The organism is Pantoea sp. 22096 (genome assembly GCF_052045955.1).
Taxonomy (GTDB): Bacteria; Pseudomonadota; Gammaproteobacteria; order Enterobacterales; family Enterobacteriaceae; genus Pantoea; species Pantoea alfalfae.
The window spans coordinates 327,491-351,521 of sequence record NZ_JBQEPW010000003.1; the positions used below are offsets into that span (position 1 = coordinate 327,491).

Below are 24,031 nucleotides of genomic sequence, written 5' to 3' on the forward strand. Positions count from 1 at the left end.
TCAACGATCTCAAGCGACCCGCACTTTAGCGGGTCGTTTTGTTTAAAGCGTCACACCGCTTTTAAAAATCGCCAGCTCGCGGAAATCGTTTTTCTCATTGTTGGTCTGCTGACCACTGGCAATCGCCACAATGCTGTCGACAAAATCTTCCAGCATCGCATCCATGCTCATCCCTTCGATCAACCGTCCGGCATTAAAGTCGATCCAGTGCGGTTTTTTCTCCGCCAGCGGCGTGTTGGTCGCCAGCTTCACCGTCGGCACAAATCCTCCATACGGCGTGCCGCGTCCGGTACTGAACAGCACCATGTGGCAACCGGCGCCGGCCAGCGCACTGGTGGCGACCGCATCATTGCCCGGCGCACTCAGCAGATTCAGCCCCGGCGTTTTTAACCGCTCGCCATACTTCAGCACATCGACCACCTGACTCTGCCCCGCTTTCTGCGTACAGCCCAGCGACTTCTCCTCCAGCGTGGTGATACCGCCCGCTTTGTTGCCCGGTGACGGATTCTCATAGATCGGCTGCTGGTGATCGATAAAGTACTGTTTAAAGTCGTTGATCATCGCCACCGTTTTGCCGAAGGTCTCTTCGTCGCGACAGCGGCTCATCAGGATGCGTTCTGCGCCAAACATTTCCGGCACTTCGGTCAGTACGGTGGTGCCGCCATTAGCGATCATCTGGTCTGAGAAACGCCCCAGCAACGGGTTGGCGGTGATACCAGACAAACCATCCGAACCGCCGCACTCCAGACCAAACTTCAGCTCGCTAAGCTTGCCCGGTTCACGCCGGTCATGGCGCATTTTTTTATACAACGCATGCAGACGCTCCAGCCCGGCTTCCACTTCGTCGTCATGCTGCTGGCAGACCATAAACTCGACCCGGTCGCTTTCAAACGCGCCGAGGGTGTCTCTGAAGGCATCGACCTGATTGTTTTCACAGCCAAGACCAATCACCAGCACCGCGCCCGCGTTGGGATGGCGCACCATATTCTGCAGCATGGTGCGGGTGTTTTCATGGTCCTGCCCCAGCTGCGAGCAGCCGAAGGTGTGGCTGAACAGGAATGCGCCGTCAATGCCTTCTGCGTCCCGGGTCTCTTTCAGGAAACGCTGCAGGATCTGACGTGCAATCCCGTTGACGCAACCAACGGTCGGCAGGATCCACAGCTCATTGCGGATGCCGACTTCGCCACTGGCGCGACGGTAGATCTGCACCTCCCGGTCACCTGGCTGCGGTGAAAGCGTTACAAACTCGGGCTGATACGCATACTCATCCAGATCGCTGAGATTGGTGCGGGCATTCTGCGAATGGATGACCTCACCGGCGGCCACAGGCTGTGTGGCATGGGCAATCGGCAGCCCATATTTGATCACCAGCTCATCCTGCGCGATGGGCTGCAGGGCGAATTTATGCCCGCGTCCCACGGCCTGTTGCAGCGCCACGCTCAGTGGCGGCAGTTCAATCGTGGCGCCCCCCTCTAAGTCACGTAACGCCACGGCGACGTTGTCGTGGGGATCAATTTTAATTGCGTCTTGCATAGCGTTATCTCAGTTGGCTCAGCGCCTCACGCATTCCGTGGGCGATGATATTTTGCAGGTGTTGGGTGACCACCGCAGCCAGTCCGGGCTGACGGGTTAAATCTTTGCCCCAGTGTTGCGCGTCGCTGAGCACAGCATGCACCAGCTGTTGTGGCGACATCTGGTCCGCATTAACCGCTTTCCAGGCATCGGCGTAGCGCTGTAACCACTGCGGCTCATCCTGTAACGGCCAGCTTTTGCCGGCTGACTCACCGCGATAAAAGGCGATCAGCGCCGCCAGCGCAAAGGTGATGTGTGTCGGCCATTCGCCAGTTTGCTGATGCGCGGCAAGCAGTGGCGTCAGCAGACGGGTACGGAACTTGGTCATGCCGTTGAGAGCAATCGACAGCAGCGCGTGGCGAATGAACGGATTGCGGAAACGGCGCTGAACCGCATCGGCAAAGGCGTGAAGTTCATCGGCGGGCAGATCGAGCGTCGGGATCACTTCGTGACGCAGCAGGTTATCGACAAATCCGGCAATGGCCGGATCGGCCATTGCCTCGCCGACGCTTTCAATCCCGGCAAGATACGCCACCGGTACCATCGCGGTATGCGCACCATTGAGGATCGCCACTTTTTGCGCTTTATAGGGCGCAATATCATCCACATGCCGGACCTGCGGCGACAGCGTCGCCAGCTTCAGCTCACTGAACAGCGCCGACGGCCCCTGAATCACAAACTGGTAGTAGACTTCGCCCGCCACCAGATAGCGATCTTCATAACCCAGCTCACGTTGCAGCTGCTCGCTTTCCGCCGGGAAGCCAGTGACGATGCGGTCCACTAACGTGTTGTAAAATGCACAGTGCTGATGAATCCAGGTTTTAAATTCGGATGGCAGATGCCAGTGGTCGGCATAGCGCAGCACCAGCTCGCGCAGCGTGTCGCCGTTATGGTCAATCAGCTCGCACGGCACCACCAGCCAGCCCCGATCGCTGGCACCACTGAAGTGCGAATAGCGCGCCCACAGCAGCTGCGTCAGTTTGCCAGGGAAACTGCTGGCGGGCTGATCGGTGAGCTGGTCCGTGCCGACAAAGGCGATGCCCGCTTCAGTGGTGTTGGAAAAGACCATACGCAGATCGGGATTACGGGCCAGCGCCATAAACTCGCCAATCTGCTGATAAGGCTGAATTTCACGATTCAGGCTGCGGATCAGCCGGGTTTCGCTGACCTGTTCGCCCTGATCGTTTAACCCGCGGATCAGCGTGGTGTAGAGGCCATCCTGCTGATTCAGGCTGTCGCTGACTTCACGGTTGCGCGGCCGCACCACCACAACCCCCGCATCGGTGCCCTGATGTTCGTTCAGCCAGTCAATCTGCCAGTCAATAAAGGCGCGCAGGAAGTTGCCTTCGCCAAACTGGATCACCCGTTCGCGATAGACCGCGCCCGGAAAGTCGTGGCGGTTTAGCCTTTTCATTATCAGGCTCCCAGCTCAATGCCAAAGTAGTCGCGGGCATTGTTGAAGCAGATGTTCTGTACCATCTGACCTAACAGCGCTTCATCGGCTGGCGCTTCACCCTGCTCTACCCAGCGGCCAATCATCTGGCACAGCAGACGGCGGAAATATTCGTGGCGGGTGTAGGAGAGGAAGCTGCGGCTGTCGGTCAGCATCCCGACGAAGCGGCTCAGCAGGCCAATCTGCGCCAGCTGCGTCATCTGACGCTGCATGCCATCCAGCTGATCGTTGAACCACCAGGCTGAACCAAACTGCATCTTGCCCGCCTGGCCTTCGCCCTGGAAGTTACCCGCCATCGTCGCCAGTACTTCGTTGTCGCGCGGGTTCAGGCAGTAAAGAATGGTTTTTGGCAACGCGTTATTGAGATTCTGTGCGCCCAGCAGTCGCGCCAGCGGTTCCGCCAGCGGCTGATCGTTGATGGAATCAAAGCCCACATCCGGCCCCAGCAGCTGATACTGGCGCGGATTGGTGTTGCGCAGTGCGCCAATATGATACTGCTGCACCCAGCCACGGCGGGCATATTCGCTGCCCAGCCAGACCAGTACCGCCGTTTTAAACTGGGCCGTTTCCTGCGGGTTGGGCGCGGCACCGCTGCGACGACGCGCCAGGATTGCATCCAGCGTGGCGTCATCCGCCTCGGCATAACAGACGACATCCAGCGCGTGATCGGAGACTTTACAGCCGTGAGCCGCAAAGTGATCCAGCCGCTGATGCAGTGCGCGGCGCAGATCGTCAAAACGCTGCACGCTGATATCAGTCAGCTGCTCCAGCGTCGCGATCCACGGCAGAAAGGTTTCGGCTTCGATATTAAAGGCTTTATCCGGACGCCAGCTCGGCAGCACTTTGACGCTGAAGCTGGCATCGTCTGCCAGCGCGCGGTGATGGCGCAGATCATCCAGCGGATCGTCGGTGGTGCCGACCATCTTCACCTTCATCTGCTGCATGATGCCGCGCGTGGTAAAGCTATCCTGCGCCAGCAGTTCATTGCAGCGATGCCAGATGGTGTCGGCGGTTTTCTCAGAAAGCAGCGTATCGGTGATGCCGAAAGGCCGGCGTAACTCCAGGTGGGTCCAGTGATAGAGCGGGTTGCCGATGGTGTGAGGCACGGTGCGCGCCCAGGCGTCAAATTTTTCACGATCGCTGGCGTTGCCGGTACAGAACGCCTCAGCCACACCGTTAGCGCGCATTGCCCGCCATTTGTAGTGATCGCCCTTCAGCCAGATGTCATAAAGGTTGGCGAAGCGATAATTTTCGGCAATCTGCTGCGGCGGCAAGTGGCAGTGATAGTCGAAAATCGGCTGATCCTTTGCATAATCGTGATAGAGACGACGGGCGAATTCGGTATCCAGCAAAAAATCTTCGGTCATGAAACGTGACATACATGCTTCCTCATCGACTGAACCACTGATGGCCCAAAGTTATCATACCAATTTTAGTTCGTTACGGATTTATTTGAGATCCTGCTCACATAAACGGCGGTGCCTGACTGCCGTTATGGACGTTTCTGTCGTCCGCAGCGCGCTAAATGGCTGTCATTTCGCAGGTTTCCAGTATCCCACAGTGCAGAAAGGGTTTTTGTGATGGCTCTCAACTTTTAAAGTTGTATAACAAGTTAGGCTCTGGCCCCATCGTGAGGTCGTTAGCGACTCACAAAGGGCAAGGTCATAACAGGGTTGCTCATACAGAACCTGCGGGCGTGAGCAGAGCTGCATCACGTGCTGTCCCGCTCCAGATAACAACAGCGGCAAGACCGCATACAGAACTGGAAGAGGTAGAGGATGCGTAAGATCAAAGGGTTACGCTGGTACATGATTGGACTGGTGACGCTCGGTACGGTATTAGGGTATCTGACCCGTAACACCATTGCCGTGGCGGCCCCGACATTAATGTCAGAGCTGCATATCACCACGCAGCAGTACTCCTACATCATTGCGGCCTATTCAGCCTGCTACACGCTGATGCAACCGGTGGCAGGTTATGTACTGGATCTGCTTGGCACCAAAGTTGGCTACGCGGTGTTTGCTATTATGTGGGCGATTTTCTGTGCCGCTACGGCGATGGCGGGCAGCTGGGGCGGCCTTGCTCTGGCGCGTGGTGCCGTCGGTGCGGCTGAAGCGGCGATGATCCCGGCCGGACTGAAGGCGAGCAGTGAGTGGTTTCCGGCCAAAGAGCGTTCGGTTGCGGTAGGCTACTTTAACGTCGGTTCGTCTATCGGTGCGATGCTGGCTCCGCCACTGGTCGTCTGGGCAATCGTGGTGCATAGCTGGCAGATGGCCTTTGTCATGACCGGTGTGCTGAGCATGGCGTGGGCACTCTGCTGGCTGGTGTTCTATAAGCACCCCAAACAGCAAAAGAAGCTGAGCGATGAAGAGCGTGACTATATTATCTCTGGTCAGGAAGCGCAGCATCAGACCAACAACACCCACAAAATGTCGGCCCTGCAGATTATCCGTAACCGTCAGTTCTGGGGCATCGCGCTGCCGCGTTTTCTGGCAGAACCGGCGTGGGGAACGTTCAACGCCTGGATACCGCTGTTTATGTTCAAGGTGTACGGCTTCAATCTGAAAGAGATTGCAATGTTCGCCTGGATGCCGATGCTGTTTGCGGATTTTGGCTGCATCCTGGGTGGCTATCTGCCGCCGCTGTTTCAGCGCTGGTTTGGCGTTAACCTGATCGTCTCCCGCAAGATGGTGGTGACAATGGGTGCGGTATTAATGATTGCGCCAGGCACCATCGGGCTATTTACCAACCCTTACGTCGCCATTGGCCTGCTGTGCGTCGGCGGCTTTGCGCATCAGGCCCTCTCTGGCGCACTGATCACCCTGTCGTCAGACGTTTTCGGCCGCAACGAAGTTGCGACAGCGAACGGCTTAACCGGCATGGCCGCCTGGACCGCCAGTACCATGTTTGCGCTGGTTGTCGGCGCCCTGGCCGATACGCTGGGCTTCAGCCCGCTCTTTGCCGCGCTGGCAGTGTTCGATCTGCTGGGTGCTGTCGTTATCTGGACGGTCCTGAAAAATAAACCTGTTTCAGAGCTGAATAATGAAGCGGTTATTCCGTCAGCCAGCGCCGTTCGCAGTTAACCCGCCGGGCTGGCTTGCGCCAGCCCATTTCCTCGCACGCCCTGAAGTGGTATAACAACTTATCTGTCTGCTACCAGGATTGTGCAATGGACATCACTGAATCCCGTCGACTCTATCAACAGCTGGCCAGCGAGCTGAAAAGCCGCATTGAAACCGGGATCTACCCGGTGGGTGAAAAACTGCCTGCCGAGCGCCTGATTGCTGAAGAGATGGAAGTGAGCCGCACCGTCGTCCGCGAAGCGATCATCATGCTGGAAGTTGAAGGCTATGTTGAGGTTCGTAAAGGATCGGGTATTCATGTTATCGCCAGCCAGCAGCAGAACCGCATCGCCGCTACCAGCAGCCAGCTTGAGTTTGCCACTTTTGGTCCGTTTGAATTACTGCAGGCGCGCCAGCTGATTGAGAGTAACGTGGCGGAATTCGCTGCCACCCAGGTAACGCGTCAGGACATTATCGATCTGATGGCGATCCAGGAAAAAGCCCGCCAGGAGGATCACTTCCGTGACTCCGAGTGGGACATGCAGTTTCATGTGCGAATTGCACAATCCACCCAAAACAGTGCCCTGGCCGCCATCGTTGAAAAAATGTGGCTGCATCGTCTGCACAATCCCTACTGGCTTAAACTTCACGAACATATCGACCAGCGCAGCATTCTCAGCTGGTGCGACGACCACGATCAGATTCTCAAAGCCCTGATGCGTAAAGATCCCGCCGCCAGCAAACTGGCGATGTGGCAACATCTGGAAAATACTAAACAGATGCTGTTCAACGCGACGGCGGATGATTTTGAATTTAACGTGGATCGTTACATGTTTGGTGAAAATCCGGTCATCCTGCCTGATGGATCCAACAACGCCCGCTAAAAGTGCCTGAAAACACCCTGAGATGGTCAGTTAATCTGCAATAGTGTCAGGTCATGTAAAGCTCCTTTTTACACGCCGTTTCACAAGGTAAAACTCCTGTTTGCCAGAGAGTTTTCCTGTCTCAGACAGGCGATTTTTGTTACAGTTATCGCCCTTTTATTACCCTTTGCGACAGGGTTTTATAAAGTCGCTGATTTAACAATCAATTCTGGAAGGATCCGGAAAACCCCGCCCAGGCTGCGCTCCTAAAATTTATAACGAAATGCCGGTCTGCGTTTAAGTCCCTGTGGGACATGTTTAACAATGATGTTCAGGAATGATTGATGGATATTTTGCAAGCGTTGCTGCATGCCCTGTGGCAACAGGACTACGAAACTCTCTCCGACCCCACGCTGGTATGGGCCATTTACGGCGTGCTGTTTATGATTTTGTTTTTAGAAAATGGTCTTCTTCCTGCCGCATTTCTGCCGGGTGACAGTCTGCTGATTCTTGTTGGTGTTCTGATTGCCAAAGGCACCATGAGTTTCCCGTTAACGATTCTGGTTCTCACTACTGGGGCCAGCCTTGGCTGCTGGGTGAGCTACATTCAGGGCCGCTGGCTGGGCAATACGCCTACGGTACAGAAATGGCTCTCTCACCTTCCCGCCCAGTATCATCTACGCGCGCACAGTCTGTTCCATCGCCATGGTCTGTCTGCCCTGTTGATTGGCCGCTTTATCGCATTTGTGCGAACGCTGCTGCCGACCATCGCCGGATTGTCAGGCCTCAGCAATGCCCGCTTTCAGTTCTTCAACTGGGTGAGCGCCTTCCTCTGGGTAGTCATTCTGACCGTTATCGGCTTTGCGCTGGGTAAAACCCCGATTTTCCGTCGTTATGAAGATGAGATGATGTTCTTCCTGATGATGCTGCCACTGGCGCTGCTGGTCTTTGGCCTGGTGGGATCGCTGGTCGTGTTATGGCGTAAGCGTCAGGCGAATCAGAACGGGAAAGCCGAGTAATGAAACTGCTGCAGGCTATTCCTAAACGGTGGATACCGTGGTTGATCGCTGGCGCACTTGCGCTGACCGCGCTTTGTGTGGTTCCTCCTCTGATGCAGCACGAGACGGTAGTGAAAATTCGGGTTTCTCATGCTGGTGCAACGCTGCCTGATGGCTTTTATCTCTATCAGCAATTAAGTGCGCAGGGTATTCGTATCAAAAGCATCACGCCTGCGGGTGACGCACTGATTATCCATTTTGACAGCGAAGAGCAGAGCCTGGCCGCACAGAAGGTATTGCGCCGATTGTTGCCACAGGGTTTTATCGTGGCCCAGCACGATCACGCTCAGCACCTCTCTCTGGCGTAATAAGCTCCTCTCTTTGCTTTCAGGCCGCCGCGGCAGGGTGTGGCGGTCTGAAAGGCGCCCTATCTCCCGGTCTTCTTTGAACTTTTTACTATCGATGTCTATGCTTAACTGAGAGTCGATTCTCAGCACGCGCAGGCATAACATTACGCGTGTGATGAGGAATCAGATCGCAATGGAAGGTTCAGGACCGATGAAATATCAAGTATTACTGGGCGTCGCGCTGCTTTCGTTGTCGGGTTCGCTGCTGGCAGCAGAATCGCTTTGTGAACAGAAAGAACAGGATATTCAGCGTGAAATCGGGATGGCACAGAAGCATAACAACCAGCGCCGGGTTAACGGCCTGGAGCGTGCGCTGACCGAAGTCCGGGCTGATTGCAGTGATAAAAAGCTGGAAGCGGCCCATCTGGAAAGAATTAATGCTCAGAAGCAGAAAGTGGCTGAGCGTGAGCACGCACTCAGGGAAGAGCGTGAAGAGGGCCATGACAGGGAGAAGATTGCCAGGCGACAACAAAAACTGGATGAAGCGCGCCGGGACCTGAAAAAGTTACAGGCGGAGCCCTATTAATCGGAATTAACCAACTGATGTTAAAGGAGTATTTTATGTCTAAAGACACATCATCGGAACATTTACGTGCTGAACTGAAAAACCTTGCTGATACGCTGGAAGAAGTGCTGAGCAGCAGCACCGAAAAATCCAAAGGTGAGCTGGATAAACTTCGCAATAAAGCGCGTGTGGCGCTGGATAGCTCTCGTGAGCGACTGGGCGAATCAGGCGAGCGCATCGCTGCGACTACGCGCGAAGCGGCGCAGAAAGCTGAAGGCTACGTGCGTGAAAATCCATGGCATGGTGTGGGTATCGGTGCAGCGATTGGCGTCGCACTCGGCATGCTCATTTCGCGTCGCTAACCATGGCAGACTCACAGCAGAACCACGGCCCGGCTAAAGGGGTCATTAACATCGGCCAGCGTATCATTACCACGCTGGTTGGCATAGTTGAGACACGCGTTCGTCTGGCAGTGGTGGAACTTGAGCATGAGAAAGCGAATCTGATACAGATGCTGTTGATGACTGGCCTGACAATGTTGTTCACTGCATTTGGTCTGATGAGCCTGATGGTCCTGATCATCTGGGCAGTGGATGCACAATATCGTCTGATGGCGATTGGCATCACGACCGGTACGCTGTTTTTGCTGGCGGTTATTTTCGGACTCTGGACGCTTCACAAATCACGTCAGTCCACGCTGTTGCGCCACACGCGCAAAGAGCTGGAAACAGATCGTGATTTGCTTGAGGACCAGCGCTGATGAGTCGCCGCGAGCGTGAAGAACGCATCCATGAACTGCTTAAGCATGTGCAGCAGCAGCGGCTGGATTTAAGCGCTGCGCGGCGTGACTGGCTGGAAGGCACCGCCCACTACGATCGCGGCTGGTTTACTTTCCTCAGCTTACGTCGCTATCTGGCCATTGGCAGCAGCGCGCTGGCCGTTTACTCCATTCGCAGTCCCAGCAAGCTGTTGCGCTGGGCAAAGCGGGGATTCGGTGCATGGAGCACCTGGCGCATGATCAAGTCTGCTCTGCCCCCGCGTTAATTCTGCTTAAAGCCGGTCCTGAAAAGGCCGGTTTTCTTCATCAGAATTTCTGAAGAACACTGACAGTATATCTCGCTTACAACCTTTCCACGCCGCGATTATCATCTCCAGCTATCAACCCAATGAATGCAGAACTGCTTTCAGCGGGCATAAACCCTGCGGGCAGCTTGCCCTGCATTCCTGATAGCGCTGGAGTAAATGATGAAAAAATTCGAAGACGTTGGTTTGTTACTGGCTCGCATCCTGATGCCAATCCTGTTCATTACGGCTGGCTGGGGCAAAATCACCGGTTATGCTGGCACTCAGCAATATATGGAAGCAATGGGCGTCCCGGGCTTTATGCTGCCGCTGGTTATCCTGCTGGAGTTTGGCGGCGGTCTGGCCATCCTGTTTGGTTTCCTGACCCGTTTCACTGCCCTGTTCACTGCAGGCTTCACCATCCTGACCGCGTTTCTGTTTCACAGTAACTTTGCCGAAGGCGTGAACCAGCTGATGTTCATGAAGAACCTCTCTATCGCCGGGGGTTTCCTGGTGTTAGGTCTGGTGGGTCCGGGTGCATATAGCCTTGATCGCCTGATCAGCAAAAGAAAAACACAGCCAGCGATTGCGCGCTAATCTCACATAAAGCGTAATGCCACATATACTTAGCAGGGCGGGGACATTTCCCCGCCCTGTTTGCATTGGAGCCATTATGGGACAGTTAATTGACGGTGTCTGGCATGACACCTGGTACGACACTAAATCTACCGGCGGACGCTTCAAGCGTTCAGAGTCGGCTTTCCGCAACTGGGTTACCGCGGATGGCAGTGCTGGCCCGGCAGGTAAAGCGGGATTTGTCGCCGAACGCGACCGCTATCATCTTTATGTCTCGCTGGCCTGCCCCTGGGCGCACCGCACGCTGCTGATGCGCCAGCTGAAGGGCCTGGATAGCATGATCGATGTCTCCGTGGTGCATCCGCTGATGCTGGAGAATGGCTGGACCTTCGATGATAGTTTTCAGGATGCGACCGGCGATAAGCTTTACCAGAATGAGTTCCTCTATCAACTCTATCTGCATGCCGACCCACAATACAGTGGCCGCGTAACCGTGCCGGTATTGTGGGACAAACACCAGAATACCATCGTCAGCAATGAGTCGTCGGATATCATCCGCATGTTCAACAGTGCGTTTGATGCGGTGGGCGCCCGTGCCGGTGACTACTATCCCGTTGCGCTGCGCGAGAAGATTGATGAGCTGAATGGCTGGATCTACGACACGGTGAACAACGGCGTCTATAAGTCAGGCTTCGCCACGTCGCAATCCGCGTACGATGAGGCCGTCACGGCGCTGTTCCATTCGTTGTCGCGGCTGGAGCAGATCCTGGGCCAGCATCGCTACCTCACTGGCGATCAGCTGACCGAAGCAGATCTTCGGTTGTGGACCACGCTGGTGCGCTTTGATCCGGTCTATGTGACCCACTTTAAATGCGATCGCCATCGCATCAGTGACTACAGAAACCTCAGCGGTTTCCTGCGTGATATCTATCAGATGCCGGGTATCGCAGAGACGGTTAATCTGCCACATATCCGCCATCATTATTACTGCAGCCATAAGACCATCAACCCGAACGGCGTCATTTCGTTGGGCCCGGCGTTTGACTGGGATGAGCCGCACGGCCGCGGTTAAGCTGCCAGCACATATCCCACAAAGCAAAAAACCCCGCCGAAGCGGGGTTTTTGATAAAAAGTCGAAGCTGACCGTTAAGCCGGGTTCTGTCGTGGACAGTCATTCATCTAGGCCAGCAATCGCTCACTGGCTCAAGCAGCCTACCCGGGTTCAGTACGGGCCGTACCTTGTGAACCCCTATTTGGCCTTGCTCCGGGTGGAGTTTACCGTGCCACGAACTGTTGCCAGTCGCGCGGTGCGCTCTTACCGCACCCTTTCACCCTTACCTGATCCCATTTCTGGGCCATCGGCGGTTTGCTCTCTGTTGCACTGGTCGTAGGCTTGCGCCTCCCAGGCGTTACCTGGCACCCTGCCCTATGGAGCCCGGACTTTCCTCCCCTCTGCCCGTCTCCCCACAAGTGAGGACGACGACAAAGCGGCGACTGTCTGGTCAGCTTCGGCGCGGGATAATAGGACATTCGCCAGCGTTTGTCACGCCTCTTGCTGCTCCAGCGCATACTTATAAAGGGCATTTTTCTTCACGCTGTGGATCTCAGCGGTCAGCGCAGCCGCGCGTTTCAGTGGCAGCTCTTTCTGCAGCAGCGCCAGCGTACGTAGCGCATCAGCCGGTAGCGCATCTTCATCATCGACTTTATACCCTTCAACAATCAGCACCATTTCGCCTTTGCGACGATTCTCATCTTCTTTCACCCAGGCCAGCAGCTCGCCAACCGGTGCACCGTAGATCGACTCCCAGGTTTTAGTCAGCTCGCGCGCCAGCACCACGTAGCGTTCGGCACCCAGCTCACTCACCATATCCTGCAGGCTGTCGATCAGACGATGAGTCGACTCATAGAAAATCAGCGTGCGTGGCTCCTGCACCAGCGCCCGCAGCGCATCGCAGCGGCCTTTGGTTTTAGCGGGCAGAAACCCTTCGTAACAGAAACGATCGGATGGCAGTCCTGCAGCACTTAACGCGGCAATGGCAGCACAGGCACCGGGCAGCGGCACCACACGAATACCCGCTTCACGGCAGCGACGCACCAGATGGTAGCCCGGATCGTTGATCAGCGGCGTGCCAGCATCGGAAACTAAGGCTATGCTTTGACCCTCCTGCAGCTTCGTTAACAGCAGTTCAGCCTTGTGCTGCTCGTTGTGGTCATGAAGTGAGAAGAGTCGCGCATTGATGGCGAAATGTTGTAGCAACAGCCCGGTATGACGTGTATCTTCCGCAGCGACCAGATCGACGCTCGAAAGCACCGTCAGCGCCCGCTGGGTGATATCACCCAAATTACCAATCGGGGTTGGAACGATGTAGAGCGTGCTGGCAGAAATCTCTGCCCGATCGAGTTGTTTCATTGTTTCATCCGAATTGCCGATTTAATATTGAGCATCTTGAAAAAAACATCACTGGATACAGTATGCTTCCTTCAAAAGTCGTTCGTCATAAAGCAGGACGCTTTCTGCCTGTCATTCTTGCTGGGCTGATTTTAGCCGCGTGTAGCGGTCAGGGGCCGCAAACCTCAACCGTCAATATTCAGGGGCCAGTCACCGCCAGCTCCGCTTACTATCTGCAGCAAGCGCAGCAAAGCAGCGATGATAGCAAGACCGACTGGCAATTACTCGCAATCCGCGCCCTGTTGAAGGAAGGAAAGTATCCTGAAGCGACCCAGCAACTGAGCCAGTTGCCGCAGCAGCTCTCAGAGACGCAGCAACAGGAATCCCTGCTGCTGAGAGCGCAATTGCTGATTTCACAGCAGAAAACCAAAGAGGCTGAACCCCTGTTAGCACAGGTGAAAACCGGTTCGCTGTCGCAGGATCAGCTGGCACGTTATTACAGCCTGCAGATCGCCAGCGCCCAGGGTCGCCCTTCACTCTCACTGCTGCGCACCTATATTGCGCAGGAGCCGCTGCTGAAAGGCACCGATCATCAGGCCAACATTGACGCCACCTGGCAGACCCTGACGCAGATGTCACCACAGGAGGCCAGCAACCTGGTGATTAATGCCGACGAAAATGTGCTGCAGGGCTGGCTCGATCTGCTCGCGGTCTGGCGTGCCAACGCCCAGGATGCGGAGATGCTCAAGTCCGGCATCAAAGACTGGCAGACCCGCTATCCGCAGAACCCGGCGGCTAAAACGCTGCCGACGCAGCTGAGCCAGATGCAGAACTACACCAAAGCCTCTACCAGCATCATCGCCCTGCTGCTGCCGCTGAATGGCCAGGCGCAGGTGTTTGCGAATGCGATTCAGAAAGGCTTTAACGACGCGAAGAATGGCGTAACCGCGCCGGTCGCCCAGCCAGCGGCTGCCCAGCCTGCTTCTGCAGATGCGACGGCCAGCACGCAACCTGCTGCTGCCGCGGGATCGGCTGCCGATCCCATCAGCGCGCCGCAGCAGTCTGCTGACATCACACCACAACCTCAGTCACAGCCCCAGTCTCAGCCTGCTGCAGCCGCACCGGTCAGCAACGCCCAGATCAAGGTTTATGACACCAGCAGCCAGCCTATTGAGCAGGTCATGCAGCAGGCCCAGCAGGATGGTGCGACTATCGTGGTCGGCCCGCTGCTGAAGAGCAACGTTGAGAAGGTCGCCAACAGCCAGACGCCACTGAATGTGCTGGCGCTTAATGAGCCGGAAAAGATCCAGAACCATCCGAATATTTGTTACTTTGCGCTTTCTCCTGAAGACGAAGCGCGCGATGCCGCACACCATATCTGGGATCAGGGCAAACGCCAGCCGCTGTTGCTGGTGCCGCGCAGTGGACTGGGCGATCGCGTCACCAACGCTTTTGCTCAGGAGTGGCAGACGCTGGGGGGCAGCACCGTCATGCAGCAACGCTTTGGCACGACATCTGAGCTGAAACAGGGCATCAACAGCGGTGCGGGCATCAGCTTATCGGGTACGCCTGTGAACGCTGCACCTGCCGAGCCACAGGGCGTTTCGATTGCAGGCCTCACCATTCCAGCACCGCAACAGAGCACGCCAGATGTGGTCAGCACCAGCAGCGGTGGCGGCGTCGATGCGGTCTACATCGTCTCCACGCAGGATGAACTGCAGCTGATCAAACCTATGATTGCCATGCGCACTGGCAGTCGCAGCAACATTTCGCTCTATGCCAGCTCGCGCAGCGCGCAGGCAGGTGCAGGACCGGACTTCCGTCTGGAAATGGATGGCCTGCAGTTCAGCGATATTCCGCTGCTCTCCGGCAGCAACCCTGGCCTGATGCAGCAGACCTCGAAGTCATTCAATAATGACTACTCGCTGGTGCGTCTCTATGCCATGGGAATGGATGCCTGGACGCTGGCGAACCACTTTAACCAGATGCGTCAGTCTCCTGGCTTTACGCTGGATGGTAATACCGGCAAGCTGAGCGCCGACACGGATTGTGTGATCAACAGGAAGTTGACATGGAACCAGTATCGTCGGGGCGAAATCGCACCGGCCAACTAAATCGCCGTCAGATTGGTGCCGGGCATGAAGAAAATGCCCGACACTATCTGGAGCAGGCAGGCCTGATATGGGTCGCCAGCAATGTTCACTTTCGCAACGGTGAACTTGACCTGATTATGCGTGACGGGCACTGTTGGGTGTTTGTTGAAGTCCGCTACCGGCGCGATGCGCGTTATGGTGGCGCACTCGCCAGCATTACCCGGAATAAACAACAAAAGCTGCTGCGCGCCGCTGCTCTCTGGCTGGCGCAACGCGGCGGCAGTTTTGAAACAGTGAATTGCCGTTTCGACATCATCGCCATTACCGGCACGGCGCTCGAGTGGCTGCCGAATGCCTTTAATGCAGACGTTTAGAACCAGGTGGTCGTGTGCAGGAAAGAATTAAAGCGTGTTTTACCGAAAGTATTCAGACTCAGATTGCCGCAGCAGAGGCGTTGCCCGACGCTATTTCCCGCGCAGCCATGACGCTGGTGCAGTCGCTTCTGAATGGCAATAAAATCCTCAGCTGTGGCAACGGTGCCTCATCCGCCAATGCACAGCACTTCGCCGCCAGCATGATCAACCGTTTTGAGACTGAGCGTCCCAGCTTACCGGCGCTGGCATTAAGTGCAGACAACGTGATGCTGACCGCGATTGGTAATGATCGTCTGCACGATGAGATCTATGCCAAGCAGGTACGCGCGCTGGGACACGCAGGCGATGTACTACTGGCTATCTCAACCCGGGGCAACACCCGCGATATCGTTAAGGCCGTCGAAGCAGCGGTAACACGCGATATGACTATCGTTGCGCTTACCGGGTATGATGGCGGAGAGCTCGCCGGACTGCTGGGGCCGCAGGATGTGGAAATCCGCATTCCATCGCACCGTAGCGCCCGTATCCAGGAGATGCATATGCTGACCGTGAATTGCTTATGCGATCTGATCGATAACACTCTCTTTCCCCATCAGGAATGACCGAAGGAGCACGAATGAAAGCATTGAATGCTATAGCTATTCTGTTAACCGCCATGCTGCTTCAGGGCTGCGTTGCGGTTGTGGCTGGCGGCGCAGCGGTTGCCACCAAAACGGCGACCGATCCACGCTCGGTAGGTACGCAGGTTGATGACGGCACTCTGGAGCTGCGCGTCACTAACGCGCTGGCGAAAGATCAGCAGATTAAAACCGATGCACGCGTCATCGCCACGGCTTATCAGGGCAAAGTGCTGCTGACCGGTCAGGCACCTTCGCAGGATATCGCCAATCGTGCCAAACAGATCACCATGGGCGTCGATGGCGCAACCGAAGTCTATAACGAGATCCGCATCGGCCAGAAAGTGACGTTAGGCACTACGTCGTCCGACACCTGGATTACCACCAAAATCCGATCGCAGCTGTTGGGCAGCGATCAGGTGAAATCCTCCAACGTGAAAGTGACGACCGAGAATGGCGAAGTATTCCTGCTGGGTCTCGTGACACAACAGGAAGCGCAGGCTGCGGCCGATGTTGCCAGCCGCGTCAGTGGCGTGAAGCACGTCACTACGGCCTTCACCATGCTGAAGTAACTCCTGAAACGCAAAAAAGGCGGCCATGGCCGCCTTTTTTATGGTCCGATTTTCAGACCGGAATGTCGATGACCAGCGCGCGGGTCGCGGTTTTTGCTGTCAGCTGCAACTGTTTCTCTTCCTGTAAAAACGCACCATCGCCACAGCCCAGCTTCTCCTGATGATCCGTGCCGGACATCGCCTCCAGCGAGCCATGAATCGACTGCAGATAGGCGCGCGGGCCCTGTATCGGCAGCGAGTAATGTTCGCCCGGTGCCAGCTCGACCTGGTGGATCCACACCTGCTGACGCAGTTGCAGACTATCGTCCACGCCATCCGGCGAGGCGATAAGCTGAGACAAGCGACCTTCCGTGAGGGCTATTTTCTGCATCCGCAGATTTTCGCGCTCCGGACAGGCAGCCAGCCAGAGCTGCATGCGTGTCAGCGGGCGATCTTTGCTCAGATTAATTTCGGTGTAACTCACACCGGGTTGAGCAGAGAGCAGCAGCGCTTCCCCTTCCCGCACGCTGATCGTATTGCCTTCGCTGTCGCGATATTCGGCTTCACCCTGCAGCACGATGTTCAGCACATCGACCTGCGGATAGGTGCGCGGCTGAAAAGCGGCACCCGGCGCCAGCACTTCCTGGTTCAGTACGCGCAGCGATGCGTACCCCATCAGTTTGGGATCAAAGTAGTGGCCAAAAGAGAAACTGTAGCGGCCCTGCAACCAGCCGAAATCGGCCTGACCACAGGCGGACGCACTGCGTGTCGTTATCATTATTTACCTCCGGCATCCGGTGACGAGGATCGGCCACGGACTTTATGCACCCATGGTAAAAGTCTGGACGCCGGATTGTTAGCCAGTTAATCTGCCCGGCATGTTCAAATTTCCTGACAGAGAACCGGGATGGCTAAAGAGCGTGCGTTAACCCTTGAATCGTTACGCGTTATGGATGCGATCGATCGCCGTGGCAGTTTTGCAGCAGCAGCGGATGAACTGGGGCGTGTACCGTCTGCCCTCAGCTACACCATGCAAAAGCTGGAAGAAGAACTGGATGTGGTGCTGTTTGACCGCTCCGGTCACCGCACCAAATTTACCAACGTGGGGCGCATGCTGCTGGAGCGTGGCCGGGTACTGCTGGAAGCGGCCGACAAGCTCACCACCGATGCGGAAGCGCTGGCGCGTGGCTGGGAAACCCATCTGACTATCGTTACCGAAGCGCTGGTGCCCATTGATGCACTCTTTCCGCTGGTGACCCGTCTGGCCGACAAAGCTAACACGCAGTTTTCGCTGGTCACAGAAGTACTGGCGGGCGCATGGGAACGACTGGAACAGGGCCGCGCCGATATCGTGATTGCCCCCGATATGCATTTCCGCGCCTCCACCGAGATCAATACCCGCAAGCTCTACACCATGATGAGCGTCTACGTCGCCAGTGCGGATCACCCGATTCATAACGAGCCGGAACCGCAGTCTGAAGTGACGCGGGTGAAATACCGTGGCATTGCAGTCGCGGATACTGCGCGCGAACGTCCGGTGCTGACCGTGCAGTTGCTGGATAAGCAGCAGCGCCTGACCGTGAGCAGCATGGACGATAAGCGCCGTGCGCTGCTGGCGGGTCTGGGCGTGGCAACCATGCCCTATTCATTAGTCGAGCAGGATATTGCTGAAGGTCGTCTGCGGGTAGTGAGCCCGGAATATACCCGCGAGGTCGATATTATTATGGCGTGGCGACGTGACAGCATGGGCGAAGCCAAATCCTGGTGCCTGCGCGAGATCCCGCGCCTGCTGGCGAAGAAAAACTAAGTATCGTGGTTTCAGGGCGAAGCTAAGACCGGCTCAGGCAATCCATCGCCACCGCCCTGAAGCTGTTAAAATCGCTGCTGTCCCGCAGGCGGGTCATCGCCCGTTCACGCAGGAACGTCACAAACAGATCGTAAATTGCCATTGCTTCTTCATATTCACTTTTGCTGATCGCCAACAGGAAGATGACATAGGCGGTATCGTCGCCCCACGCGATGCCGTGCGGTGCCAGCACGGTATAGACCACGGTTTTCTTTGCCAGCAGTCCCAGCGAATGCGGCAGCGCAATCCCTTCGCCGAGCATGGTGCTGACAATCGCTTCACGCTCTTCAACCGACGGATAGAACGCCGCATCTACAAAGCCCTCAGTCTGTAGCTGATCGCACAGCTGACGGAACAGTTCAGACTGGGTCATCGGCCTGTCAACGATATGAAAGTGCTGGGCATCAAAAAATTTCGCCAACATGTAGGGCCGGGTCCGGTCAACCAGCACCAGCTTGCCAATCTGCTCCAGTTGAAAACCGGTGGGAAACGGTGACATCACTACCACCGGTTTCTCTTTTTCACTGAGCCGGATGGTCGAGATAACAAAATCCTCGTCAATACGACTTCGCGCTTCATATTCGCGCTGTGACAGGCGCGCCGTGATCTGTAACTGCGGGTATTTGCGCAGCAGCATCGCCTCTATCATGCGCAGCGTAGAGTTACCACTGTCGCACACCAGCAACACCTGCGGATGACGCTGATAGCCCACGTCATAGTGGCGCTCCAGCCCGACGCCAATATGCAGCACCAGAAAGCCGATCTCATTCTCGGAGATAACATATGGAGTATATTTCCCCCAGCTGGTCACCGCCGCTAAGGTGACATCGTAGGCCATCGGATAGTGCTGCTTAATGTTGCTGAGCAGCGGGTTTGGAATGTGGATCTGATAACGCACCCGGGTAATCATAGTTTTGATGTGGGTGAGCAGGTCAGCACGCAGCTGCTGATCGTTTTGCAGATTGAAGTTGTAGTGCGTGTTGATAAAGCTGAGCAGATAATCCACCAGCGCGTCGGCATCATCCGCATTGATGGCGCTGGGCGCGATCGCCTGAATGCGTCGCGCCGCAATATTGACCCGCAGCCAGTTCTCTTCCGCCGGTGAAATCGGTTTGCTGACCAGCGGGCGCATCAGATTAATCAACTGATGCGCCGCTTCCCGCACTTCATCGCCAATCTCCTCGGCACCCGGATCGTTAAGCGGATAGCCCTCGCTGATGCGACGCACCGCCACGGCGCAGTAAAGCCGCAGATAGCGTTCACCTTCATCGCTGAGGCGAATGTTGTGTTGAGCAAAACAGCTTTGCAGCAGCGGGCGCAGCGTCTCCAGCATGCCGCTGTTCAGCGCTTCAATCGTCAGCAGCGGACTCTCTGGCTGCGCCTGATCGATTTGCCATAACAGGTCGGTCAGGCAGGTACGAATTGCCACTTCGCTGCCAAACAGCTTCATGCCGTAGTGTGGCTTGCTCTCAATGGTGAGGTGATAGCGACCCAGCCATTCGCGCACCTCCGCCATATCATTCTGCAGGGTGGCGCGGCTGACAAACCACTCTTCGGCCAGCTCTTCAAGTTTCAGCGAATAAGCCGCAGTGAGAAAGCGGGTCAGCAGGTAACGAACCCGGTCTGGCGAGGTGCGTGGCACTCGTAGCGGCGACGCAGTGTGCTGCTGCAGATGCTGAAAGCGCTGAACATCCTCAATCTTCAGCTGATAGCCCGCGCCACGGCTCAGGATAAACTGCGCGCCATGCTCTGCCAGCAGCGCATTCAGCGCCGTGATATCGGTGCGCACGGTGCGGGTCGAGACGGCAAAACGCCGCGCCAGCTCATCCTGAGGCAGCGTTTCGTTTTGCAGGGCATCGAACAGTTGCGCAAGGCGCTGATTGGGAAATCTCACAAGCGTTACCTGTTTGCAGACAGAAAGTGGGAAGATCAGCCTACGGCGATCGTCACGCAACGTCCATGTCGCGCGATCGGCCTGCCGCAGGCTGATCGTGTCGATCTTCAGGCCAGCAGCGTTTTACAGATGGCCAGTAGCTGCTGCACATCTTCAATGCGGGTCTCTCCGCTGGCTTTGTCAATGATCGAACTGTAGACGTGCGGGATCACTTTGCTGACGCCCGACTCCAGCGCAATGCGCACGATCTCGCCGAAATTGTCCAGATCGATGCCGCCGGTGGGCTCCAGCCAGAAATCCTGTTTTGCACAGGCTTCCGCCACAGCGCGGTACTCATCCACCGCCTGCAGGCCGCCCATCGGGAAATATTTCACCGAGCTGCCGCCCATATCCTGCAGCATCGCAATCGCCGTTTCGATGGGCACGATCCCGTCCTGCTCTTTTGCGCTGCGCGGTCCGGTAGAGATTTTGACCCGGCCCGGCGAGCCGGTGGGCGAGATCAGACCGTTCACGATGGTCTGTGACTGGCCCAGCAGCGCACGACTGGTGGCAACGCCGGTAAAGACCTGGTTCACATGCTGTGGTTGCAGCACCGCCGAAATCTCACTCACCATCAGTGACTGATTAGGATCGCCCGCGCCCAGCCCCACCGAGAGTGCATTATCGATCAGCGCGGCATACTCACGCATATCCGCGATAGCAGCGTCATTGCTGGCGTAGTTTTTTGACAGCACGCCGACCAGCACGTGCCCTTCTGCTGCCTGCCAGATGGCGCGGGCGTTCTCCTTTGATCCCGCCAGGACGTTAAGGCAGATGCGATCCTGATAAAAGTTGGGGGTCAGCGTCATGCGTGTTTCTCTCCGTTTAACAGTGCCTGAATGCGGGTGAAAATCGTGTGCAGTTGATCGGCGCTGACGCTGCGCACGTCCGCCTCAATGATCCCCTCGTTGGCTTTGTAGCCACGGAAGTAGATCGCGACGTCGCCCTTTTTCAGCGCCTGCACCAGATCGCCGGTGCGCTGCTGGATCGCGGCTTCGTCAAATGCGATCTCAGCGCGGGCGATATCGCGTCCGGCTGCATCCCACACGATGCGGGCCGTCACGCCATTCAGGCTGTTGAGCCGCTCAATAAACGGCGTCATTTTTTCCACCATCTGCGCGCCGCTGATTTTTGGCTGAGACAGATAGTTTTCAATCGCCTGGGTCAGCCCGAGAATCCCCTCTTTGCCCACTTTCATCGCGCGGCCTATACCGTTAGTCTGGCGTTTGACCCACTCAACGTAGTGGTGTCTGCCAATGACCAGTCCGCTGGTCGGCCCTTCAATCGCTTTTGCGCCGCTGTAGATCACCAGATCAGCACCCGCCTGGTAGTAGCATTGCAGATCCTCTTCCGCTGCCGCATCGACGATTAGCGGCACACCATGCTCACGCGCAACCGCCGCGGCCTGTGCCACATCGAGATGGCTTTTCTGCACGCAGTGGTGAGATTTCACATAGAGGATCGCTGCGGTCTGTGGCGTGATCGCCGCCGCCAGCTGGGCGGGTGAGCACTCGTTGCTATATCCTGCTTCCACCAGTTGCCCGCCACCCAGCGCCACCATGCTGCCGACCGGTGCGCCATAGTTCACGTTGTGCCCTTTCGGCACGACAATCTGGTGCGGGATGGTCAGCGGTGCGGCGTGCAGGTTGTCCACCAGCCAGTCGTTGTCTTTCACAATCACCGCCGCCACGCTCTGGGCAATACCGGCCGAGGCGCAGGAGACCACCAGCGCGTCCTCCACCTTCAGCAGACCGGCGATATAAGTACCCGTCTTATCCACCAGATCTTTCATTTCAAAGTAGTGGTCGAGGCCGTACTTCACCGTATCGATCACGTCACTGGACGGCGTTGAAACGCCGAGGATCGTCATACGGCCAGAGGCGTTTATTACTGGCTTCAGGCCATACTTTTCATATACCGAGTTCATGCGCTATTCCTTCTTTTGTCGCGAACCACGTACCAGCGACGACGGCCGCCAGCGGAACAAGATGCTTCTCACCGGCGACCTGTTCACCTTCTGAATCGATAAAGGGCCGGGTTTCCTCTTTGACGCTAAAAACCGTCAGGTCGGCGTCGTAGCCAATTTTCAGCTGGCCCTTGCGCAGCAGGCGCAGTCCGGCAGCCGCATTGACCGTCACACAGTCGATAACCTGCGGCAGCGTCATGCCGACGCTGAAGAATTTCGACATCACATGTGCCAGGCTGTGAACCGGCCCGCTCAGGCGATTACGGCAGTAGATGTCAGAGCTGATGGTGTCGGGCAGAATGCCCTGCGCAATCGCCACGCGGGCAACCTCAAAGCTGAAACTGGCGCTACCGTGGCCGACATCGAGTTTTACGCCACGTGCAATGGCATGTTTTACCGCCGCTTTGAGTTCACCCTGCGGCGTCAGAATGCGGTTGGGTTTGCCATTAAAACAGTGCGTGATGATGTCGCCCGTGGTGAGCAGATCCGCAATCTGGTCGAGATTGGGTGGATTATTGCCGATGTGAACCATCAGCGGCAGACCGCCACTTTCCTGCTGAATTGCCTTAGCTTTTATCAGCGGCTGGACGCCGTTCTGACCCACCACGCTGCTGCTGATGCGCGCCTTAAGGCCGACAATAAAATCGGGCAGTCGTGCTACGGCCTGCTGCACCGCTTCGCCGTCGATCTGCGTCATATCGGCCAGCTCATTCTGGGTGACGATGCCGGTGCGGGCGATATTGATCAGCGCATAGACCTGAGTCTGCGCCGCACGCGTCAGCTGGTAGAAATCGTCAATGTGTTCTGCGCCGGTGCTGCCCGCATCGACTACCGTGGTGACGCCATGCGCCACGCCAATCGCGTCCGCTTCATCATGGTAAATCGGTGATTTGGGATAGCAGTGAACGTGTGAGTCTATCCAGCCAGCGCTGACGTAGTAGCGGCCCGCCATATCGCGCTCGTGCCAGGCCTTGCCCTGCACGTTGCCGATAGCGGCAATGCGGCCATCCTGCAGCGCAATGTCGACCACCTGCTCATCGCAGAGTCTTGCTGCGCGGATAATCAAGTCGTACATGGTTTCTCCTTAACGGCAGCCCGCTGCCGGGCTGCCGGTGAGATTCAGAGAGCAATCGGGAACAGCGCACCCAGAATCATCGCGCCGAGGATGGCACCGCCGGTAATCGGTTTGTTCCAGAGGTAGAACAGCAGCGCACCCAGCAGTGAGCCCAGGCCAATCGGAATGGAGGCTGCCATAGCGGACAGGATGATCAGCGGACCCAGGAAGCGGCCCGAAGCATTACCCGCGCCCATCATCACGTCTGCGCCGTAGGTGGAGTCGCTCTGATTGATGGTGAATTTACGCGCCAGAATAATCAGGTAGCCAATCGCCACGCCAATCACCAGGCCGGTCGCCAGCGAAGCCGCGAAGTTCGCCACCGGAAAGACGATGCCCGCCCCCAGCAGCAGTGCCGGAACACCCAGCCCGACGCCGGTCTGGATCGCGCCGCCGATATCCAGAATGCCCACCAGCGAACCTTCAATGATGCGGGCAAACAGGAAACTGGCACCGAAGGCGGCGACTGCACCGTAGACGCCGGTCTCCATGCCCGCGCGCAGCATCGAAACAAACGCCACTTCGTTAAACGCGCCGATGCCATAGAGGTAATACATGTGGGTCCCGGCAAAAACGCCCGAGGAGAGCAGGCCAACAAAGATTGGGAAAGACCAGTCGGCGTACCAGAAGCCTTTATTTTCGTTCATCGC

Annotated in this window: 25 protein-coding genes and 1 other RNA gene; 15 read left to right on the plus strand and 11 right to left on the minus strand. The window is 56.6% G+C overall.

Translation table 11 applies throughout. The features are described from left to right. Positions 1–42 precede the first annotated feature (42 nt). The 3 genes from ACTJKZ_RS14150 to uxaC are packed head-to-tail and all read right to left on the minus strand — an operon-like array spanning position 43 to position 4,404. A complete protein-coding gene (locus tag ACTJKZ_RS14150; protein ID WP_440829747.1) occupies positions 43–1,533 on the minus strand; it encodes a UxaA family hydrolase in 1,491 nt (496 codons plus the stop codon). A gap of 4 nt (positions 1,534–1,537) precedes the next feature. After that, a complete protein-coding gene (locus ACTJKZ_RS14155) occupies positions 1,538–2,986 on the minus strand; it encodes a tagaturonate reductase (protein ID WP_161735352.1) in 1,449 nt (482 codons plus the stop codon). Between the two features lie 2 nt (positions 2,987–2,988). Continuing rightward, positions 2,989–4,404: a glucuronate isomerase gene (uxaC, locus tag ACTJKZ_RS14160; RefSeq protein WP_161735354.1), complete on the minus strand. Its 1,416-nt coding sequence runs from the start codon at positions 4,402–4,404 to the stop codon at positions 2,989–2,991. Positions 4,405–4,803: 399 nt separating this feature from the next. Here uxaC and ACTJKZ_RS14165 point away from each other — a divergent pair, with 399 nt between their 5' ends. The 10 genes from ACTJKZ_RS14165 (at position 4,804) to ACTJKZ_RS14210 (ending at position 11,570) form a co-directional block, all read left to right on the plus strand. Further along, positions 4,804–6,108, plus strand: a complete 1,305-nt coding sequence (locus ACTJKZ_RS14165) for an MFS transporter (protein ID WP_440829748.1) — start codon at positions 4,804–4,806, stop codon at positions 6,106–6,108. 86 nt (positions 6,109–6,194) lie between these two features. After that, positions 6,195–6,971 carry a transcriptional regulator ExuR gene (gene exuR / locus ACTJKZ_RS14170; protein ID WP_150013533.1) on the plus strand — a complete coding sequence of 259 codons (777 nt, stop codon included), beginning with the start codon at positions 6,195–6,197 and terminating at the stop codon, positions 6,969–6,971. 323 nt (positions 6,972–7,294) lie between these two features. Next, positions 7,295–7,969: a DedA family protein gene (locus tag ACTJKZ_RS14175; protein ID WP_098052313.1), complete on the plus strand. Its 675-nt coding sequence runs from the start codon at positions 7,295–7,297 to the stop codon at positions 7,967–7,969. Beyond that, a complete protein-coding gene (gene mzrA / locus ACTJKZ_RS14180; protein WP_161735360.1) occupies positions 7,969–8,316 on the plus strand; it encodes an EnvZ/OmpR regulon moderator MzrA in 348 nt (115 codons plus the stop codon). Before ACTJKZ_RS14175 ends, mzrA begins: the two co-directional genes overlap by 1 nt. A gap of 190 nt (positions 8,317–8,506) precedes the next feature. Beyond that, the gene (locus tag ACTJKZ_RS14185) at positions 8,507–8,881 is read left to right on the plus strand and encodes a DUF1090 domain-containing protein (protein WP_440829749.1); all 375 of its coding nucleotides are present in this window, start codon (positions 8,507–8,509) and stop codon (positions 8,879–8,881) included. Positions 8,882–8,916: 35 nt separating this feature from the next. Beyond that, positions 8,917–9,222, plus strand: a complete 306-nt coding sequence (locus ACTJKZ_RS14190) for a DUF883 family protein (protein ID WP_089414886.1) — start codon at positions 8,917–8,919, stop codon at positions 9,220–9,222. A gap of 2 nt (positions 9,223–9,224) precedes the next feature. Further along, a complete protein-coding gene (locus ACTJKZ_RS14195) occupies positions 9,225–9,620 on the plus strand; it encodes a phage holin family protein (protein ID WP_440829750.1) in 396 nt (131 codons plus the stop codon). Beyond that, complete coding sequence (locus tag ACTJKZ_RS14200; RefSeq protein ID WP_033733988.1) at positions 9,620–9,904, plus strand: YqjK-like family protein; 285 nt, start codon at positions 9,620–9,622, stop codon at positions 9,902–9,904. Before ACTJKZ_RS14195 ends, ACTJKZ_RS14200 begins: the two co-directional genes overlap by 1 nt. A gap of 201 nt (positions 9,905–10,105) precedes the next feature. Then, entirely contained in the window at positions 10,106–10,519 is a 414-nt protein-coding gene (locus ACTJKZ_RS14205; protein ID WP_222925449.1) for a DoxX family protein, read from the plus strand. A 76-nt stretch (positions 10,520–10,595) separates the two neighbouring features. Next, on the plus strand, positions 10,596–11,570 hold the full coding sequence (locus ACTJKZ_RS14210) for a glutathione S-transferase family protein (protein WP_440829751.1): 975 nt from the start codon (positions 10,596–10,598) through the stop codon (positions 11,568–11,570). 59 nt (positions 11,571–11,629) lie between these two features. On the opposite strand, the gene rnpB is transcribed toward ACTJKZ_RS14210, so the two are convergent. Together rnpB and rsmI are read right to left on the minus strand one after the other, a co-directional pair. Beyond that, positions 11,630–12,008: RNase P RNA component class A (rnpB, locus tag ACTJKZ_RS14215), an RNA gene on the minus strand. A 33-nt stretch (positions 12,009–12,041) separates the two neighbouring features. Further along, a complete protein-coding gene (gene rsmI, locus ACTJKZ_RS14220; protein WP_045139595.1) occupies positions 12,042–12,908 on the minus strand; it encodes a 16S rRNA (cytidine(1402)-2'-O)-methyltransferase in 867 nt (288 codons plus the stop codon). Positions 12,909–12,970: 62 nt separating this feature from the next. Between rsmI and ACTJKZ_RS14225 the strand changes: the two genes are divergently transcribed. From ACTJKZ_RS14225 to dolP, 4 genes are read left to right on the plus strand one after another with little or no spacing between them, the layout of a single operon-like run. Continuing rightward, positions 12,971–15,001 carry a penicillin-binding protein activator gene (locus ACTJKZ_RS14225; protein WP_440829752.1) on the plus strand — a complete coding sequence of 677 codons (2,031 nt, stop codon included), beginning with the start codon at positions 12,971–12,973 and terminating at the stop codon, positions 14,999–15,001. Further along, the gene (locus ACTJKZ_RS14230; protein WP_161735370.1) at positions 14,959–15,354 is read left to right on the plus strand and encodes a YraN family protein; all 396 of its coding nucleotides are present in this window, start codon (positions 14,959–14,961) and stop codon (positions 15,352–15,354) included. The genes ACTJKZ_RS14225 and ACTJKZ_RS14230 overlap by 43 nt, the downstream gene beginning before the upstream one ends. 14 nt (positions 15,355–15,368) lie before the next feature. Next, positions 15,369–15,956 (plus strand): DnaA initiator-associating protein DiaA, encoded by a 588-nt coding sequence (gene diaA / locus ACTJKZ_RS14235; protein WP_003855538.1) that lies wholly within the window; start codon positions 15,369–15,371, stop codon positions 15,954–15,956. 14 nt (positions 15,957–15,970) lie between these two features. Next, a complete protein-coding gene (dolP, locus tag ACTJKZ_RS14240; RefSeq protein WP_161735372.1) occupies positions 15,971–16,543 on the plus strand; it encodes a division/outer membrane stress-associated lipid-binding lipoprotein in 573 nt (190 codons plus the stop codon). A 52-nt stretch (positions 16,544–16,595) separates the two neighbouring features. Here dolP and ACTJKZ_RS14245 read toward each other — a convergent pair whose 3' ends face one another. Next, positions 16,596–17,300 (minus strand): pirin family protein, encoded by a 705-nt coding sequence (locus tag ACTJKZ_RS14245; protein ID WP_161735374.1) that lies wholly within the window; start codon positions 17,298–17,300, stop codon positions 16,596–16,598. A gap of 129 nt (positions 17,301–17,429) precedes the next feature. Here ACTJKZ_RS14245 and ACTJKZ_RS14250 point away from each other — a divergent pair, with 129 nt between their 5' ends. Beyond that, positions 17,430–18,329 carry a LysR family transcriptional regulator gene (locus tag ACTJKZ_RS14250; RefSeq protein WP_013359142.1) on the plus strand — a complete coding sequence of 300 codons (900 nt, stop codon included), beginning with the start codon at positions 17,430–17,432 and terminating at the stop codon, positions 18,327–18,329. 22 nt (positions 18,330–18,351) lie between these two features. On the opposite strand, the gene ACTJKZ_RS14255 is transcribed toward ACTJKZ_RS14250, so the two are convergent. The 5 genes from ACTJKZ_RS14255 to ACTJKZ_RS14275 all read right to left on the minus strand — a co-directional run bounded on the left by ACTJKZ_RS14255 (position 18,352) and on the right by ACTJKZ_RS14275 (position 24,028). Further along, positions 18,352–20,262: a BglG family transcription antiterminator gene (locus ACTJKZ_RS14255; protein WP_285087483.1), complete on the minus strand. Its 1,911-nt coding sequence runs from the start codon at positions 20,260–20,262 to the stop codon at positions 18,352–18,354. Positions 20,263–20,369: 107 nt separating this feature from the next. Continuing rightward, positions 20,370–21,110 (minus strand): 2-dehydro-3-deoxy-phosphogluconate aldolase, encoded by a 741-nt coding sequence (gene dagF / locus ACTJKZ_RS14260; protein WP_440829753.1) that lies wholly within the window; start codon positions 21,108–21,110, stop codon positions 20,370–20,372. Further along, complete coding sequence (locus ACTJKZ_RS14265) at positions 21,107–22,228, minus strand: DgaE family pyridoxal phosphate-dependent ammonia lyase (RefSeq protein ID WP_222924950.1); 1,122 nt, start codon at positions 22,226–22,228, stop codon at positions 21,107–21,109. The genes dagF and ACTJKZ_RS14265 overlap by 4 nt, the downstream gene beginning before the upstream one ends. Next, on the minus strand, positions 22,212–23,342 hold the full coding sequence (locus ACTJKZ_RS14270) for an amidohydrolase/deacetylase family metallohydrolase (protein WP_440829754.1): 1,131 nt from the start codon (positions 23,340–23,342) through the stop codon (positions 22,212–22,214). Before ACTJKZ_RS14270 ends, ACTJKZ_RS14265 begins: the two co-directional genes overlap by 17 nt. Before the next feature lie 44 nt (positions 23,343–23,386). Beyond that, entirely contained in the window at positions 23,387–24,028 is a 642-nt protein-coding gene (locus ACTJKZ_RS14275) for a DUF4310 family protein (RefSeq protein ID WP_010256482.1), read from the minus strand. Between the last annotated feature and the right edge of the window lie 3 nt (positions 24,029–24,031).

Bases quoted from the DNA above. Each gene is read 5' to 3' on its own strand.
- ACTJKZ_RS14150 (WP_440829747.1), bottom strand. From the start codon at position 1,533: ATGCAAGACGCAATTAAAATTGATCCCCACGACAACGTCGCCGTGGCG.
- dagF (WP_440829753.1), bottom strand. From the start codon at position 21,110: ATGACGCTGACCCCCAACTTTTATCAGGATCGCATCTGCCTTAACGTC.
- ACTJKZ_RS14155 (WP_161735352.1), bottom strand. From the start codon at position 2,986: ATGAAAAGGCTAAACCGCCACGACTTTCCGGGCGCGGTCTATCGCGAA.
- ACTJKZ_RS14190 (WP_089414886.1), top strand. From the start codon at position 8,917: ATGTCTAAAGACACATCATCGGAACATTTACGTGCTGAACTGAAAAAC.
- ACTJKZ_RS14270 (WP_440829754.1), bottom strand. From the start codon at position 23,342: ATGTACGACTTGATTATCCGCGCAGCAAGACTCTGCGATGAGCAGGTG.
- ACTJKZ_RS14225 (WP_440829752.1), top strand. From the start codon at position 12,971: ATGCTTCCTTCAAAAGTCGTTCGTCATAAAGCAGGACGCTTTCTGCCT.
- ACTJKZ_RS14165 (WP_440829748.1), top strand. From the start codon at position 4,804: ATGCGTAAGATCAAAGGGTTACGCTGGTACATGATTGGACTGGTGACG.
- ACTJKZ_RS14195 (WP_440829750.1), top strand. From the start codon at position 9,225: ATGGCAGACTCACAGCAGAACCACGGCCCGGCTAAAGGGGTCATTAAC.
- uxaC (WP_161735354.1), bottom strand. From the start codon at position 4,404: ATGTCACGTTTCATGACCGAAGATTTTTTGCTGGATACCGAATTCGCC.
- ACTJKZ_RS14275 (WP_010256482.1), bottom strand. From the start codon at position 24,028: ATGAACGAAAATAAAGGCTTCTGGTACGCCGACTGGTCTTTCCCAATC.
- ACTJKZ_RS14200 (WP_033733988.1), top strand. From the start codon at position 9,620: ATGAGTCGCCGCGAGCGTGAAGAACGCATCCATGAACTGCTTAAGCAT.
- ACTJKZ_RS14245 (WP_161735374.1), bottom strand. From the start codon at position 17,300: ATGATAACGACACGCAGTGCGTCCGCCTGTGGTCAGGCCGATTTCGGC.
- ACTJKZ_RS14185 (WP_440829749.1), top strand. From the start codon at position 8,507: ATGAAATATCAAGTATTACTGGGCGTCGCGCTGCTTTCGTTGTCGGGT.
- ACTJKZ_RS14205 (WP_222925449.1), top strand. From the start codon at position 10,106: ATGAAAAAATTCGAAGACGTTGGTTTGTTACTGGCTCGCATCCTGATG.
- ACTJKZ_RS14265 (WP_222924950.1), bottom strand. From the start codon at position 22,228: ATGAACTCGGTATATGAAAAGTATGGCCTGAAGCCAGTAATAAACGCC.
- exuR (WP_150013533.1), top strand. From the start codon at position 6,195: ATGGACATCACTGAATCCCGTCGACTCTATCAACAGCTGGCCAGCGAG.
- ACTJKZ_RS14250 (WP_013359142.1), top strand. From the start codon at position 17,430: ATGGCTAAAGAGCGTGCGTTAACCCTTGAATCGTTACGCGTTATGGAT.
- ACTJKZ_RS14175 (WP_098052313.1), top strand. From the start codon at position 7,295: ATGGATATTTTGCAAGCGTTGCTGCATGCCCTGTGGCAACAGGACTAC.
- mzrA (WP_161735360.1), top strand. From the start codon at position 7,969: ATGAAACTGCTGCAGGCTATTCCTAAACGGTGGATACCGTGGTTGATC.
- ACTJKZ_RS14210 (WP_440829751.1), top strand. From the start codon at position 10,596: ATGGGACAGTTAATTGACGGTGTCTGGCATGACACCTGGTACGACACT.
- ACTJKZ_RS14230 (WP_161735370.1), top strand. From the start codon at position 14,959: ATGGAACCAGTATCGTCGGGGCGAAATCGCACCGGCCAACTAAATCGC.
- dolP (WP_161735372.1), top strand. From the start codon at position 15,971: ATGAAAGCATTGAATGCTATAGCTATTCTGTTAACCGCCATGCTGCTT.
- rsmI (WP_045139595.1), bottom strand. From the start codon at position 12,908: ATGAAACAACTCGATCGGGCAGAGATTTCTGCCAGCACGCTCTACATC.